General features: G+C 44.6%; 14 protein-coding genes and 2 pseudogenes. 6 read left to right on the top strand and 10 right to left on the bottom strand.

The features are described from left to right. Positions 1-47: 47 nt before the first annotated feature. Entirely contained in the window at positions 48-2864 is a 2817-nt protein-coding gene (locus tag V5G28_RS00795; protein WP_336229381.1) for an alkaline phosphatase, read from the top strand. A gap of 130 nt (positions 2865-2994) precedes the next feature. Here V5G28_RS00795 and arsC read toward each other — a convergent pair whose 3' ends face one another. Further along, positions 2995-3390 carry an arsenate reductase, glutathione/glutaredoxin type gene (arsC, locus tag V5G28_RS00790; protein WP_336229379.1) on the bottom strand — a complete coding sequence of 132 codons (396 nt, stop codon included), beginning with the start codon at positions 3388-3390 and terminating at the stop codon, positions 2995-2997. A gap of 507 nt (positions 3391-3897) precedes the next feature. Between arsC and V5G28_RS00785 the strand changes: the two genes are divergently transcribed. Next, the gene (locus V5G28_RS00785; RefSeq protein ID WP_336229378.1) at positions 3898-4173 is read left to right on the top strand and encodes a thioredoxin family protein; all 276 of its coding nucleotides are present in this window, start codon (positions 3898-3900) and stop codon (positions 4171-4173) included. A 51-nt stretch (positions 4174-4224) separates the two neighbouring features. Continuing rightward, complete coding sequence (locus V5G28_RS00780; RefSeq protein ID WP_336229376.1) at positions 4225-4662, top strand: MerR family transcriptional regulator; 438 nt, start codon at positions 4225-4227, stop codon at positions 4660-4662. Positions 4663-4745: 83 nt separating this feature from the next. Here V5G28_RS00780 and V5G28_RS00775 read toward each other — a convergent pair whose 3' ends face one another. The 4 genes from V5G28_RS00775 to V5G28_RS00760 all read right to left on the bottom strand — a co-directional run bounded on the left by V5G28_RS00775 (position 4746) and on the right by V5G28_RS00760 (position 8359). Continuing rightward, positions 4746-5549: a metallophosphoesterase family protein gene (locus V5G28_RS00775; protein WP_336229375.1), complete on the bottom strand. Its 804-nt coding sequence runs from the start codon at positions 5547-5549 to the stop codon at positions 4746-4748. 85 nt (positions 5550-5634) lie between these two features. Next, positions 5635-6303, bottom strand: a complete 669-nt coding sequence (gene arsH, locus V5G28_RS00770) for an arsenical resistance protein ArsH (RefSeq protein ID WP_336229374.1) — start codon at positions 6301-6303, stop codon at positions 5635-5637. Between the two features lie 18 nt (positions 6304-6321). Continuing rightward, the gene (locus V5G28_RS00765; RefSeq protein WP_336229373.1) at positions 6322-7686 is read right to left on the bottom strand and encodes an FAD-dependent oxidoreductase; all 1365 of its coding nucleotides are present in this window, start codon (positions 7684-7686) and stop codon (positions 6322-6324) included. Positions 7687-7909: 223 nt separating this feature from the next. Beyond that, complete coding sequence (locus V5G28_RS00760; protein WP_336229371.1) at positions 7910-8359, bottom strand: ArsI/CadI family heavy metal resistance metalloenzyme; 450 nt, start codon at positions 8357-8359, stop codon at positions 7910-7912. A gap of 101 nt (positions 8360-8460) precedes the next feature. Between V5G28_RS00760 and V5G28_RS00755 the strand changes: the two genes are divergently transcribed. Further along, positions 8461-8808 carry an ArsR/SmtB family transcription factor gene (locus V5G28_RS00755; RefSeq protein ID WP_336229369.1) on the top strand — a complete coding sequence of 116 codons (348 nt, stop codon included), beginning with the start codon at positions 8461-8463 and terminating at the stop codon, positions 8806-8808. 89 nt (positions 8809-8897) lie between these two features. On the opposite strand, the gene V5G28_RS00750 is transcribed toward V5G28_RS00755, so the two are convergent. From V5G28_RS00750 to V5G28_RS00735, 4 genes and pseudogenes are all read right to left on the bottom strand, one after another. Next, positions 8898-9218 (bottom strand): ArsR/SmtB family transcription factor, encoded by a 321-nt coding sequence (locus V5G28_RS00750; protein ID WP_336229368.1) that lies wholly within the window; start codon positions 9216-9218, stop codon positions 8898-8900. Between the two features lie 303 nt (positions 9219-9521). Then, the gene (gene arsB, locus V5G28_RS00745) at positions 9522-10589 is read right to left on the bottom strand and encodes an ACR3 family arsenite efflux transporter (RefSeq protein ID WP_336229366.1); all 1068 of its coding nucleotides are present in this window, start codon (positions 10587-10589) and stop codon (positions 9522-9524) included. Between the two features lie 504 nt (positions 10590-11093). Continuing rightward, a pseudogene (locus tag V5G28_RS00740) lies at positions 11094-12142 on the bottom strand (PstS family phosphate ABC transporter substrate-binding protein). 119 nt (positions 12143-12261) lie between these two features. After that, positions 12262-12591, bottom strand: a pseudogene (locus V5G28_RS00735) (ArsR/SmtB family transcription factor). A 242-nt stretch (positions 12592-12833) separates the two neighbouring features. On the opposite strand from V5G28_RS00735, the gene V5G28_RS00730 reads away from it, so the two are divergent. Both V5G28_RS00730 and V5G28_RS00725 read left to right on the top strand, forming a co-directional pair. Then, the gene (locus tag V5G28_RS00730; RefSeq protein WP_336229364.1) at positions 12834-13460 is read left to right on the top strand and encodes a class I SAM-dependent methyltransferase; all 627 of its coding nucleotides are present in this window, start codon (positions 12834-12836) and stop codon (positions 13458-13460) included. 214 nt (positions 13461-13674) lie between these two features. Continuing rightward, on the top strand, positions 13675-14523 hold the full coding sequence (locus V5G28_RS00725) for an alpha/beta fold hydrolase (protein WP_336229362.1): 849 nt from the start codon (positions 13675-13677) through the stop codon (positions 14521-14523). A gap of 194 nt (positions 14524-14717) precedes the next feature. Here the strand turns inward: V5G28_RS00725 and V5G28_RS00720 are convergent, their stop codons facing one another. After that, on the bottom strand, positions 14718-15929 hold the full coding sequence (locus tag V5G28_RS00720) for an acyltransferase family protein (protein ID WP_336229361.1): 1212 nt from the start codon (positions 15927-15929) through the stop codon (positions 14718-14720). Positions 15930-16094: the final 165 nt, after the last annotated feature.

The following is a 16094-nucleotide window of genomic DNA, read 5'->3' as shown; positions in this document are numbered from 1 at the left end:
TTGGTTATTTCTTCACAAATTGTTAGTCAATTACTACCCAAAGGTATATGTCAAACAATCACGTAATTTTCATTCATCCGGATGGTACGAGTCCATCCCACTACGCTGCAGCACGATTCATTAGCCAAGGTCCAGACGGTAGACTTAACTGGGATACGCTCTCCAATGCAGGTGTCTACCTAGGACACATGAAAGACCAGATCATTGGAACCTCCAACGGTGGTGCTGTGACGCACGCCAATGGCGTGAAGGTGTATGCCGAGTCCTACGGTTTGGACGAGAACGGTAACCCGGTGCAGTCGTTGTCTACCTTAAATAATCCTGACGTTCCGGCAGGTACCACCATTATGGAAGAAGCAGTTGCCGCTGGAAAGGTGACTGCTTTAATTAACTCTGGTTTCATCGCTGAACCCGGAACCGGAGCGTTCGCGGCTCAAGTTGCTCCGGCAGCGACTGCCCAACCATCGGCTCCTCGCAACAACTTAGCAGAAATTACCAAACAGGTGATTGAGTCTGGTGTAAATTTCATCATGGGTGGTGGTGAGTTGCATATGCTACCTGTGGGAACCACCGGACGCCATGTCACCGCAGAACTTGATGCTCAATATAGCACTGGCGATCGCGCAATCCAAAACCGCCCACAAGAAAACCTGATTGAGCTCGCTCAGGAATTAGGTTATACAGTTGTTTACACCCGTGATGAATTAAATGACCTGCTTGATCCGAGCAAAACACCCGAACCTCCCCAGAAAGTTCTGGGTGTGTTTGCTGCCATCCACACCTTTAACGACCAACCAGAAGAAGCCCTAGCCGCTAGCAACACCCCCCTCTACGTTCCAACTGCACCGACCGTTGCCGAAATGCTGGACGTTTCCCAGCAACTGATGGAGCAGCATCCCAATTTTGGCAATGGTTCCTTTACCGTTATGGAAGAGGAAGGCACTGACAACTTCGGTAACAACAATAATGCTGCTGGTGTGATTGAAGCCTTACTGCGGGCAGATGCAGCAATTGGCGTGGCGCAAAACTTCATTGAGCGCAATCCCAACACGTTGCTGCTGACTGCTGCTGACAGTGATGCAGGTGGTTTGCAAACAACTGACCGACCGGCAAACCAACCCGTAGGAACTCTAAGCACCAATCCTCGATTTTCTGGAAATGCATTGGAAGTGTTTAGAAACACTCTGGATGGAGTCAACGGTAGCAACACACAACCCTTCGTTGCTCAACCAGACGCAGATGGTGATGTTTTCCCCTTCGGAGTTGGTTGGGTAGGCACTCCTGACTTTTATGGCTCCATTGTTACGAAAGCAGATGGTCTGAATGCAGACAAGTTGCCTGCAACTGCAGACAACACCGATATGTATCGGTTGATGTATGAGACACTGTTTGGTGTCGAGTTACCTGCTTTAGTTGCTCCACAAACTCAAGCTCCGGCTGCAACGAAAGATACAGGTAATGTCATCTTCATTCACCCGGATGGCACAAGCCCGTCGCACTACGCTACAGCACGCCTTACCGACTTAGGACCAGACGGCAGGCTGAATTGGGACATGATGTCCAACGCTGGAGTGTATCTGGGACACATGGAAGACCAGTTGACCGGAACTTCCAATGCTGGTGCTGTCACTCACGCAACGGGTACTAAAGTATATGCTGGCTCTTATGGTTTTAATGAAGATGGCAGCCCGGTTGTGCCAGCTTCCGGTCAGGTCGGTATGACAATTATGGATGAGGCGATCGCCGCTGGTAAAGCAACTGCTGTGATCAACTCTGGCTACATTGCCGAACCAGGAACAGGTGCTTTCCTTGCTCAAGTAGAAAATCGCAACCAAGCAGCTGCAATCACAGAGCAAATCATCCGGTCTGGGGTCAACTTTATTATGGGTGGCGGCGAATTGCATATGCTGCCTGCGGGAACAACCGGACGGTATGTGACACCACAACTGGATGCTGCTCAACAGGGAGAACTGGTTAGACCCCAGACTAACTTGATTGAGTTAGCAAAGGAACAGGGTTACGAGGTTGTTTATAATTTGGATGAACTCCAAGCTCTGCCCGACAATACTGAAAAGGTTTTAGGCGTTTTTGCTGCTGAAAACACCTACAACGATTTCAACGAGAACGAGTTGGTAACACGGGGTCTAGGTTTGTATGGTCAGCCAAACAATCCGAATCCGCCCACAGTCGCCGAAATGCTCAAAGAAACCCTCAGGTTCGCCTCCCAAGATCCAGATGGTTTCTTTGTCGTTCTGGAAGAGGAAGGCACCGACAACTTCGCTAACAATAACAACGCAGTCGGTACTGTTGAGGCTGTTAGAAGGGCGGATGCAGCAATTGGTGTGGCAATGGACTACATCAATAACACAGACCCCAATACGCTAGTTATTACTGCTGCCGACAGTGAAGCAGGTGGTTTGCAAATATCTCAGGCAATTCCCTATGGTCCTGCGTACCAAATCTTTGAACCCAAAGTACCTACGGTTGGTGTCAACCCAGCACCACCTGCCTCAACTTTGCAGAATCCATTAGATGGGGTAAATGGCAATAATACACCTTGGGTTCCCTTTACCGCCGAAGATAGCATTGCAGGTCCGGTTGGTAACTTTGGCGTTGGCTGGGTCGGCACTCCTGACTTCCCAGGTAGCATTGTTTCTAAAACCTACGGTATGAATGCTGACCTACTTCCCAGCACTTTGGACAATACCGAAATCTATCGCATCATGTACAAGACCCTGTTTGGTAGCTACCCAGGTGGTAATACCAATCCAGCAGCTTTTGGCGATGATGCTTATGCTATCAATGTCACTCAAACTGTGACGGATGATGATCTACCGCCATTGAGTACAGTAAACTTCGTATAATCTATGTTCTGATTGGGGAATTTTACAATTCCCCAGTTTGACAGGTGGCGATCGCAAGGGAAAGCACTGCCCCGAATCGCGATCACTTCAATAAACCTTAAAGAAATGCGAATAGCAAAAGTTACGGAATTTAACTAAGAGATGCAATCAACTTCACCACTCGTTCCTTCACTTCATCGCGAACGCGGCGGAAAGTTTCTATACCTTGCCCCTCTGGATCATCGAGTTGCCAATCTTCAAACACATCCCTTAGTACCCATTCTTCTGGCAAGTTAACGCCACAGCCACAAAGAGAAATAACTGCATTGTAGTCATCTGCCTTGAAATCGCTTAACGGCTTAGAAGTCTGATGAGTAATGTCAATGCCAATTTCAGACATAACTTGAGTGGTAATAGGATCTACCTCACTTGCTGCCAATCCTGAACTCGTCACAGCAATCTTGCCTTCTCCCAAAGTGCGAGCAAATCCCTCTGCCATTTGCGAACGACGGGAATTCTTCTTGCAAACAAACATGACACGTTTCATCAGCGTTTCCTCAGTATTAGATATTAAAAGAATCCGTTGGAAAGTTGCTTTGACATCAGCACGGCTAGTTACACTTCCAAGATGGACGCAACCAAATAAATTAAAGTGATGCTGCCAAATTTCTCGCAATAAAATAAAAGGCGATACTAGTAGAACTGATGCCGTGATTGCCTCTCCTACAGGGGAAACAGATTTCCACAGGCTATTCTAGAAACTGCTTTCATGCCCATTCCAACCACCAGATAATTCTATTATTTCAAGAAAAATTGATATGTCAAGCACTGCTTAGTGCCTTTTTTAATGTAATGTATAATCGCAATTTTGGATATATACCATAAACAACATACAACCTTTCGGTATAAGTGTTCCCCTTAGTAAAGACGCCCATTGCTGCGTAGAGCAGGTTTTTTGTCCAAATTTCCCTAAGTCCGTGACATATAACCCCTTGACTTTGAAGTCAGGTATAAGGTTTAGGCTAATTTTAGAGTTCAAAAGGAGAAGTCGAAAATGTCCAAGCGTCTAGTTGAAGTTTTCACCGCAGGATGTCCTTTGTGCGATGAAACCGTTAAGGTGGTTAGGGAGCTAGCCTGCGAGAATTGCGACGTGCAAGTCTACGATCTGCGCTCTGGATGTGCCACCAATATATGTCGCGAGAAAGTGGCACAGTATGGCATCCACCGCGTTCCGGCTGTCGTCGTGGATGGGAAACTCGCTGGCTGTTGCCAGAAACAGCAGCCAGTGTCCCGCGAAGCACTCGTCGCTGCTGGTATTGGACAAGGATAAAGTACGTGTGGGTCGAGGTAGAACCCCGACCCATCGGCCCAAGGAGATGGCATGAAAACGAAAGAGGTTTTATTTATAGGCGAGTTAAGCCAGCGAGTGGATCTGCCCACTCAGACAATTCGTTATTACGAACGTTTGGGTTTACTCAACCAGCCCAAGCGAACAGAGTCAAAATACCGCATTTATTCACAAGAGGATGAGGAGCGCCTGCGGTTTATTCAGAAAGCCAAGCGCTTCGGACTATCCCTGGAGGAAATCAAAAAGCTGATTGACATCAACGCCCTTGGTGCTTTGCCCTGTGTAAACCTCAAGGCAATGGTGAAGCAGCACATCGATGAATTGGAGCGCCGTATCCATGAATTAACAGCCCTCCAACAGGAATTGCTCAGCCGATACGAGCAGATTGAGGCTTTGCTCCCAGATTCACCCGCTGTACCAAATGATACCATTTATAATGGCAAAATCTGTGGATTAATTGAACGGGAGTAAATCACTAGCAATAAGGCTTACCCAGATGACAAAACCTCAATCCCTAAAAGGCATACAGTAACATAGCTGTCACTAGCCGCCATCTACGAAAAAGGTTGGCTTGGGAGGCTGGCTACGCCATAAGTCCAAAGTCCAGTACGTAGAGGTTCGGTAAACATGGCGTTAACCCCCTCGCGCTTGAGAATATTAATCCAGTCGAGATGATTGTATTCAACTCGTTGAACAACAATGTTCTGCACAGAATCTGTTGCTACAGTCACCATGAGATAGTGTATTGCTGGATCACCATCATTGTCTGGTTTGCCAACGACACCACAATTCGCAGCAAACCGACCATCCTTCAAGTGACGAATCCAGGGTAAACCTGAATGAGTGCAGATAAAGCCTACTGCCTGATACTGCTCTAACCACTGAATCAACCTTTGTTCATCCAATTCCGATTCAAATAAAAACTCGTTGGTTCGATCTGGACTACCATGACACAAAAGGATGCGTCCAGCAGCGGTATTAATAATGGCAACTCCGGGTAAGGTTCCCAACCATTGCCGATTCCCCTCACTCAAGTCAAGCAGAGACCATTCAGCGGCTATGGAACTGAGACGCTCATCTTCGGGAGAAGCATAGCCACAACCACAAGTGTTTGACCCAGCTACTGCTTCAAGCTCGTGGTTTCCAGCAATCAGGATGTCAAAATGCTGTCGAACTAAATCAATCACTTCGTCGCTATGCCCACAAAAACCAATGGCATCGCCAAGAAACAAGAGTGTTTCACACTGTTGTTCCTTGGCATCTTGCAAGCAAGCTTTCAGAGCAGGAACATTACCATAGATACCACCCATCGCAGCAAATCGGTGTAGATTTTGACAATCATACACTGTTGTCACCATAGATTACCCTTAATGAAAATGTTATGAATGCTGCTTCTCAATTTTTTGATATCTGGAGTCTTTTCATACAGCCAGATGGAAATAACTACGTGCTTTTATGAGAGTTAACTTCAAGAGCCTTATTCGCGACAGCGATTGTCTCTTTGGCAGCTTTCTCTTTACGTTCGCTGTAGCGGTCTGTGAGATAATCCACTTTGTCACGCAACAACAGCGTGAATTTATAGAGTTCCTCCATCACATCAACCACGCGATCGCGATAAGGTGAATCCTTCATCGTTCCGTCTTCGTTAAATTCCTGGTATGCTTTGGCAACACTAGACTGATTCGGAATCGTAAACATTCGCATCCAACGCCCCAAAATCCGCAGGGTGTTGACGGCGTTGAAAGACTGAGAACCACCGCTGACTTGCATCACCGCTAAGGTTCTACCTTGCGTCGGTCTGACTGCTCCTATACTGAGGGGAATCCAGTCAATTTGGTTTTTCATGATGCCCGTAATATTGCCGTGCATCTCTGGCGATGACCAGACTTGACCCTCAGACCACTGGCTTAATTCCCGTAATTCCTGCACCTTAGGATGGGTATCCGGTACACTGTTGTGAATCGGTAATTCCCGTGGGTCAAAAAACCGCACTTCTGCACCAAACTCCTCGATAATTCGAGCGGCTTCTTCTGCAAGCAGGCGGCTATAGGAACGTTCTCGCAAAGAGCCATACAAAAACAGTATTCTGGGAGGATGAGAAAAATTCGTCATAGAAATCAGCAGTAGCTTCTAAGAATGGTATTTAATTTGCTGTTTAACCCAAGCTTGGGCGCTCATTTGCACTGGGTCCCAGGGACTACTTAAGGGTGGTGTGTAGCTGAGGTCGAGTTCATTTAACTCGTCTACGTTCATACCATGAAATAGAGCAGTGGCGAAGATGTCGATCCGCTTGGCAACCTCCCCCTGATAATGTCCAACCATTTGAGCGCCCAAAAGCCGACCATTTTGAGCATCTCCGGTGATGCGAATCCGCAATTTGTGCGCCCCTGGATAGTAAACTTTGTGATCCCAAGCATCCATCTCGACCGTGACAGCGTTGAACCTCCCACCTTGTGCTTCTGCATCGCGCAAGCCAGTACGGGCAACAGCCAAATCAAAAATTTTAACGACCTGAGTCCCTAATGAACCAGCAAATTCTTGCTCACCGCCAACGGCATTTTCACCAGCAATCCGACCTTGCTTATGGGCTGTTGTTCCTAAGGGAAGATAGGTGTACTCATTAAGCAGGCGGTGCCAGGTTTCAACACAGTCCCCTGCTGCATAAATATCGGGAACGTTAGTTTCCATCTTCCGGTTAACTTGGATTGCACCCCTTTGACCTGTCTTTAAGCCTGCTTCTGGGGCGAGGTCGGTTAATGGTCGAACGCCAACCGCCACCAACACCATATCGGTCGTCTTATGAAAACCACCAGTCCCTGATACTATTAACTGCGTTCCTTTTTGTTCAATAGTCTCGATTTCAACCCTATTGATGACTTCAACGTTGTGGCGTCTTAGTTCTTCACCAATAACTTGTCCTAAGGAGGGGTCAACGGTCTTCATGACGGTTGCTGAATGCTCCACTAGGGTAACGGCAATACCCCTATGCGTCAAAGCATCCGCCATCTCCAGCCCTATGTATCCGCCGCCGACAATGACTACTGATTGCGGCGCATGGTTGGTCAAGTGCTGGTGAACAGCAAAGGTATCTTCCATTGAGTGCAAAAGAAAAACTCCTGGAAGTTCCAACCCCTCTATGGCAGGTTTAACTGGCACAGCGCCCGTAGCCACAATAAGCTTATCGTAAGTCAACCATTGCACCTGTCCTTGTTGATCTACAATTTCGACGCTTTTTTTAGCAGGGTAAACAGTCTGGGCTGTGTGGTTGAGCAACAGATTAATGCCTGTCTGTGTGATTTCCTCTGCCGTGCGATGAGCTAGATTGCGCCAATCCGGTACTTCACCGCTGAGATAAAATGGAATACCACAAATGCTGTAGTTGGGAAAGCTATCAGCTACAACCACGGTGACATCAACTTTTGAATCCAACTCTTTTGCCCGTAAGGCAGCGCTGATACCCGCATCGCTACCACCAATAATTAGTAGGTGGGTCATGTTGACTTGCTTCCTGATTATGTATGGTACAAAACGTTGTCAAACAGTATACTTAATCATTTCAATAAAAATTGATGTTTCCTGAGAAATTTTTATTAGATTACATAATTTCATAAAAAACAATAAAAGTTTATGTTGCTGTCAGATTAAGAGAAATTATTACAAAGAAGAATTCGTGAGACACGAGGAACATCGTGTCTCCATGACTGAATCTAACTCAGTATTATCCACAACACGCCTTTTTCACACCTTGTGCTGTTGGCTCGGCATTAACCGTAACGTTCTTTTCTGGCGCTGTGTCTGTCACTTTCACCACAAATACTTCCCATTTGTTCTGGTCTGGATCGCTTATCCACACTTTGTCTTGCAGCGCATAGCAACAGTCAGTATTCTTTTCTTCAAATAGTGCCAGTCCCGCCTCTTGAAAACGATTGACTGCTGCTTGCACCTCTAACGTACTGTCAACTTGCACACCCAAATGAGACAAGGCACCACCAGGCTGCATACTAGAAACCACGTTCAGTGTCAGGTTTAACGGAGGACTGGGAATATCAAACTTGGCGTAGTCCACCTTATGTTTCACAGGTTCAACGCCAAACATCGCCTGATAGAAGGCAACGGACTTTGCCAGGTTGGTAACATTCAACGCTACATGGGTTTTTAGAACTGCCATAAATATTCTCCCTTGTCGTTTCTTCTAAATATTGATGAGTATCAATATTTATGCATATCAATATACTGGCAAAATATATTGATAAATGTCAATATAGAAGTATGAACTTTTCTCAACAAATTTCCGCTTGTTGTCCGTCACTGCTGTCAAGATTCATCAACGCGGACGAAGCAGCACAAACGGCAGCTATCTTCCGCGTCTTGGGAGAACCCGCTCGGTTGCAATTGCTCAGTCTTATCGCTGCTCAACCAACTGGTGAAGCTTGTGTCTGTCAGTTAACAGAACCTTTGGGACTATCTCAGCCCACTGTGAGCCATCATTTGAAGGTGATGTACGAGGCTGGTTTACTCCAGAAAGAACGACGCGGAACCTGGATTTACTATCGGCTTGTCCCTGAAGGTATCGAAGCTTTGCGAAATGCTTTGGCTCTCCCCAACCAGAAGCCGTGAGGTTTGTTATCTCTGAGGCTTGACCGAGCCCCGCGACAGAACTCCTTAATTTTCTTAATCATTTACTTGGTTTAGTAAAATTCGCATTTTTAACCCTTAAGTGTGAGATGGATGCTTTCCAAGGCTCCTTGAGTTTGCATTAGGTACTGTTCTAAAACAGTAAACTGAGGCAAATTAAGACTGTAATATATGCTACGACCTTCTTGACGTGTGCGAACTAATTCCACTTCTTTCAGGGTTTTGAGATGAAAAGACAGCCTAGACTGAGTAATTCCTAAATTTTGGCACATTTCGCATACGCGTAGCTCTTGAGAGCGCAGCAGTTCCAAAACTTGAATCCTTATGGGATCAGATAAGGCGTGAAAGCCCTCAGCAATTGTGTCAGAAATGACAGTCTTGGTAGCAGTCATCAAATTTTATTGATAAACGTAGCTAGGGTCTTTGTATCATATTGGGTTTCATTCTCAAATCCGGTGGAGGGGGATTAATAAGTCTTCTGAGCACAAATCGTCTGTAGGTTAAACAGAACTATTATTCAGCAAACGTTATAAGTTTAGGGACGAAAATTATTATGAAAACCCCGAACCAATGTTGTAAAAAGACTTGGCGATATTAATGTGCTAGTGTGCTCTTGAACGCGATAGCTGGTGTTTTCGCGTTCAATTTTCTTTTGGGATGATGTGATTACCAACTTTCCCTTCACATAATTAGAGCTACAAAGTTGTTGGTTCAGAAGAGCGGAAGAATCGTCTTTGAAACCAGAGTGCTACATTGACCAAACCAATCAGCACAGGAACTTCCACCAAGGGACCAATTACAGCAGTAAACGCTGCTCCGGAGTTAATTCCGAATACAGCCACAGCCACAGCGATCGCCAGTTCAAAATTATTGCCAGCAGCTGTAAATGCCACGCTTGCCGCTTTCGCATAGTCAGCTTTAATTTTCCAAGCCATGTAAAAGCTGATGAAAAACATGAGTATGAAGTAAATGAGCATTGGAACTGCTATTCGGACAACATCCAATGGAATCTGAACGATGAGATTGCCCTTCAAGCTAAACATAACCACGATGGTAAACAACAGAGCAATCAGCGTGATTGGGCTGATTTTGGGAACAAACTCAGTGTGATACCATCTTTTGCCCTTTGCTCTTACAAGAAGAACGCGAGTCAGGAATCCAGCAATGAAGGGAATTCCCAGGTAAATAAAGACACTTTGGGCAATCTCTCCAATGCTAATGTTGATTACACTGCCTTTTAAGCCAAATAAAGGTGGCAGAACAGTCATAAAAAACCAAGCGTAAACACTGTAAAACAGGACTTGAAATATACTGTTAAATGCCACAAGTCCTGCTGTATATTCAGTATCTCCTCTAGCCAGATCACTCCAGACAACGACCATTGCAATACAACGGGCTAATCCAATGAGAATCAATCCCGCCATGTATTCTGGATAATCATGTAAGAAAATAATCGCTAGAGCAAACATCAGAATTGGTCCGATGAGCCAATTCTGAAGGAGCGATATACCAAGAATTTTGCCATTACGAAACACATCGCCTAACTCTTCATACCGCACCTTAGCAAGCGGCGGGTACATCATCAAAATTAAGCCGATGGCAATGGGTATATTAGTGGTTCCTACCTGGAATTGGTTAATGAGGACATCTACTTGAGGAATAAAATAACCTATGCAAACCCCAATAACCATTGCTAAAAAAATCCACAAGGTTAGGAAACGGTCAAGAAACGAAAGCTGTTTTAGAAGATTCTTTCTCTTCATCACTTATCCCGCATAATTTCTCTAGATAGATGCAGTTTTTGAAACTTAGGTGGGGCAAGGTTGTATTGTGTACTACTTGAAACCTGAGACCACCCGTGAGATGCTTAAGTATAAGCTTCATTGTCCTTTCTAGTTCTAAAGCTCCTTCGGTTTCAAGAAAATTTGATATGTCTATGCTAATCTAGCACAGATGCTTCCTCAATAATGCATTTCTTAGTTCTAAGGGCTGCTTGCCGATGGGTTTGGGATCTTATTAAAAAAGTTGATGAAATACTGGTTTGTCTGCGCTATCTTGATGCCTTATGAAATCAATGCGGCGCAGACGGCATAAACACAAAGTTGATACCCCATATGAGTTACAGCACGACCGCTTATTGAATTGCCCATGAATCCACCATCACTGTACCACTACTGACAGACATCAAAGTAAAGGTATCAATTCCTTCTGCCTATGTTTGATGCTTATATTAAGCAACTTCTTTATGTATAAAGAAAATCATCAACCTAAAACTGCTTTTGCTTGCGTAACACTTCTCCCAGCGTTAGGTTAAGCTGCGCTTCGCCACCAAACACAGTTCCTACTTTACCATTGTTTAAGTGAACATGTCAATACGGTAAACTTCTTCTGGTAAAGGTACATAGCCCACAGAAATTAGAGTTTAGGTGCCTATCCTAATGTAAAAATCTACAAATTGGTAAATAGCCGCTTTATTTTCGTATTCCAAGAATTAACGTAGATAAATAAAGGTCGAGACAGTGGCTGATACTGAGCTTGTTCTACAGTTTCACGTGTTGGCAATACTGGTCCTTTACCATTGTCAACAGCGAGTACTTTCAATTTATCCTTGTGTTCTTGATAATAAGCATAGCCAAAGTAACCTAGAGCATTTGGATCTTTGCTGACTCCGGCTGCTATAACTTCGTCATCTTCGCTCGCTGTGTAGTCAGTACGACTGGCTCTTGTTTTGCCGACTGTTGCTTCGGTGAAATAGTCAAAAGTTCCTGATTTGTTGCCTGCACCAAACAATTTTAAGGGACGATTGGGCCAAGATGCGCGCACTTGATTCCAATTTGTAATTTTCCCTTGACCTACTGGTTCCCACATTTCTTTCAACTCGGCAAGGGTGATTTCTTTTGCCCAGTTGTTTTGTGGATGAACAACGATGGTGAGAGCATCAAAAGCTATGGGAAGTTCTATAAACCTGACACCATTTTTGCGACAAGTTTCTATCTCTGCTTTTAAAATTGGTCGAGAAGCGTTAGAAATGTCAGTTTGTCCAGCACAGAATTTTTCAAAACCGCCACTTGTACCAGAAATATTCACTGATACTTTCTTGCTTTCGCTCTGATTCAAACGCTTTAGCGATTGCCTGAGTGATTGGATAAACAGTACTTGAACCATCAATCCTCACATTCCCTGTTGTCGTTTGCGTATTCCCTTGAGCTACTTTTTGTGATACTTGAGTTTGAGTTGAGTAAGTTCTCGCAGTCCAATTGGTTGTTAAAACCAATGTTCCAAATGCGAGTACCAACTTGACAAGTCTTGCGTTCATTATCTCCACCACCCTGATAAATCAATTAAGGGTATATCTCTATCATTTCAAAAAAAATTGATTTGTTAAGAAAAGAAGAGTGATAATTTACACAACTTAATTAAAAAAAAATAGATATTTTAGGACTGGTCTTGACAAAATCGAGCAGGCAATATTTGGCTAAATCGGCGGAATTCAGACAGATACTGCTCTAGGGCGGCAAACTGAGGGATATTAAGACTGTAGTAAATCCAGCGTCCTTCCTGCCTTGAGCGAACCAAACCCGCTTCCCGCAAACTTTTCAGGTGAAAAGACAACTTTGATTGGCAACCTTCAAGGCATCACACAAATCACACACACAAAATTCTTTGGTCACGCAGTAGTTCTATGACCCTAACCCTAAGTGGATCGCAAAGGGCATGAAACCCAGAAACAATAGTATCGGGAGCGAGGGTATAGGTGGAAGCCATCAAGATTTTTTATTGAGTTACTTGTCCATATTAACCATGTTAAATTCAACTTAAATTAATTTCACTCCCCATGTAAGAGCCTTAACCATAGCTTGTTTGAATCGAGCCATTATCACAAGAGCTACTGAGCTAAAGCAAGAGTTGTTGTCACTTTCGCGCGTCTTTTTGCCAAGTAGGGGTAATGTACAGTAAGTATGTGCAAAGTGGTTGGCTAACCTAAAACCCTTATTAGAATAACCAGGATGACTGAAACCACAGTTCGCAAACAGTACGACCAGTTAGCTGCCGTTTACGATCTACGTTGGAAAAGTTATATCGCTAACACACTATCTTTCCTCAAAACCTGGGCAGACATATCACCAGCAGATACTGTACTTGATGTTGCCTGTGGTACTGGTGAGTTTGAACGTTTACTGCTGGCTGAGTATTCATCGCAACAGATTGTTGGGGTAGACATTTCAGAGAAGATGCTGGCGATCGCCAAACTCAAATGTAGTGCTTATCCTCAAGTATCATTTCAGACGGCAAGTGCGTCAGCTTTACCATTTGACAATGATAGTTTCGATGTGATTGTATCTGCCAATTCGTTTCATTACTTCGATGACCCACTTGCTGCGTTAAAAGAGATGAGACGTGTTCTTAAGCCTGATGGTAAAGTTATTATCCTGGATTGGTGTAGAGATTATTTAACTTGTAAAATTTGTGATATTATACTTAAAATTTTTGATCTGGCTCATAAGCAGTGTTACACCCAAGATGAATTTCACCGCTTCCTTGAAGATACTAATTTTGCGGTTTGTCGTGCGACCAGAATCCGTTTTGGTATTGTGTGGGGATTGATGGTAGCAGAAGCCGACCTCAAGGCTTAAGCCAATTTTCTATTTTATTGCTACTTACTCACCTGTCAAAATTTCTAAAATTCATACTGTCAGAACATTTCTCCTTGGAGAAGCGGATATTTGCTTTCTTTGTAGATGCCAAAATTGATATCAAATGGGCAAGTTCCAGATCCAAAAACTTATTTGGAACTAGTATTGTTGAAGACAGCTGCAAGTCACTTCACGCCAATCAAAATGCTGACCGATGCCTATGATGCTTGTACAGACACCACAAGACCGATATGTCCAAGTTGGTCAAATCAATACACGCTACTGGACTTCGGGGGACAAGGGAACAACAGTCATCTTGCTCCACGGCATCGGCAGTAGTGTAGAGACTTGGGCGTATAATATTAGCGTCTTAGCTCAACACCATCGTGTCTACGCTGTTGATTTAGTAGGCGCTGGTCGCTCTGATAAGCCACCAGTAACCTATTCGCTCACCTACCTAGCCCAGTTTGTCAAAGATTTCATGGATGCCCTTAGTATCGAGTGCGCCAGCCTGATTGGAAATTCGCTGGGAGGCGGTGTCGCCTTGCAATTCGCACTAGATTTTCCTCAAAAACTAGAGAAGTTGGTCTTGGTGAACAGCTTGGGGTTAGGTAAAGAAATCACACTTACGCTTCGGTTAGCGACATTACCATTTGTTGGCAGATTATTCAAACCCACTCGCAGCGGTACAGCTTTGGCGTTGAAGCAGTCTGTGTATGACTCAACGCTTATTTCCAATGAGTGGGTTGAGCTGTTTTACCAAATTGCTACTCTTCCTAGGGCATGGGAAGCAGTTGTAGCACTTATTAAAACAAACATCGACCTGTTTGGTGTTCGGACTGAAATTTATAATCGGATTGTCGATAGATTGCCTACCATCACTGCGCCAACACTTGTGCTTTGGGGGCGACAGGATCGTGTACTGCCAGTTGCTCACGCTGCTGTTGCAACCTTAGGTTTGCCGAATGCCCGTCAACATATTTTCGATCCGTGTGGTCATTGGTCACAAATTGAACATTCAGAGGAGTTTAATACTTTGGTTTTGGAGTTCTTAGCTCATTAGGTATTGAAATTGCTTGTGGCAATTAGAACTTAAAGCTTTAAGGGACTTCCAAATTAAAAAGTATCCAATTTTTTCTTGTGGAGTGGGCTTCTAGCCCGTCCTATTAACTGGGCGGGCTTTCTGGCCCACCCCACAAGAGGGATAATTTATTTGTTGGAAATCCCTAAGCGGGAAAAAGCCGCGCGTCCTGACCTCTAATCTCTCGATGCAGGAAGTGGTTGCGCTAGTTCCTGCTGGGAAGAAATTGGCTTGAGTCCGAACACAAATCTCGCCAGATTGTTTCGCCTGATGAATAACTCATAGAGGGCAATGGTTACGATTAGAGAGGTGGTGCTAATCACCCAAAATTTCTCCATCACGCCTGCATTCCAACGTACTACGTAGAAACCAATTGCCACGAGGACTGTTTGGTGAAGCAGGTAGAATGGATATTGTGCAGCGATCGCGTATTGCAGTAGCTTGCTATTGAAATTCAAGTACCTTCGACCTAACCCTACAAGGGCAACGATCCAAAACCAGGAGTCAACCCCCCGTAGTAATTGGTATAAGATGTATTCCAGAGAGTAACCTCGCTCTGGCAAGCTATCAGTCTGCCACAAACCAAAAAGAACTAACATACAGGTACATGCCAAGACCAGAGCGATACTCTTATGCCTGTCTATAGCCTGCCCAAATCTTGCGTCAGAACTTAGGAAGTAGCCGTAGATAAAGTACAAAAGGTATAAACAGAAGTTTGCCCAGTCGTCATAGAGGTTTTGGAAACCTGGCCATCTGGGTCGCAATGCTGTTTCAATGGCAGCCAAGGGTAGAGCAAGCAGCAAAATTGCTCCAGGTTTTTCTATAATAACTGAGAGCTTTGAGAGTAAATGCGCTCCTGCCCCTTTGAAATGTAGAAAGAGCGGTAGGGCAATCAATGAAAAGACGAAAAGATAGATCACAAACCACAGGTGTGACCACTCAAAATTCCCCTGAGGACGAATGCCATTGAAGAATTGGGGATAGAATTGCAGGTATGAGTCATGGTAGTTTGGATTGCTCCGAAGTCGGTAGTAAACCTGAGGCGGAACAAGGATTAGAGTACCAAACAAGAAAGGGATGAACAGCCGTTTGAATCGCTCCTGCACATACTCAAGCGTTGACCGAAATGACAGCGCAAACCAAGTGCCAGATCCTGACAACAGAAAAAAGAGCGGCATATGCCACTGATGGACGAATACGATGAAGCAACTCATCGCATGACTCAACTGGTCGTTCTTGATGTAAAACTCGCCAAGTTCGCCACTATAAAAGATGGCTGCGGTATGGAAATAAAGTAGCAGCAGCACTGCCAAAACCCTAAGCCAATCTAATTCGTAGCGTCGAGCGGGTTGGCTTTTCGCTTTGGCTTGACACTGAACTTGTTCCATATTACGGTCTACAATACAGTCATAGATTCTCTAAGTTGGTTTAGAAGATTTTACTCTCCTTTTTATCTTGATTAAGTCTATCTCAATAGAGCAATTCATCTCCCGTTACAGGGTAGCTTAACGGGAGATGAGAATGCGGCAAGAAATTTAAGAGCGGAAGGGCTA

The organism is Scytonema sp. PRP1 (assembly GCF_036697665.2).
Classification (GTDB): Bacteria; Cyanobacteriota; Cyanobacteriia; order Cyanobacteriales; family Nostocaceae; genus Kalymmatonema; species Kalymmatonema gypsitolerans.
This window is presented reverse-complemented; position numbering and strand designations above follow the sequence as displayed.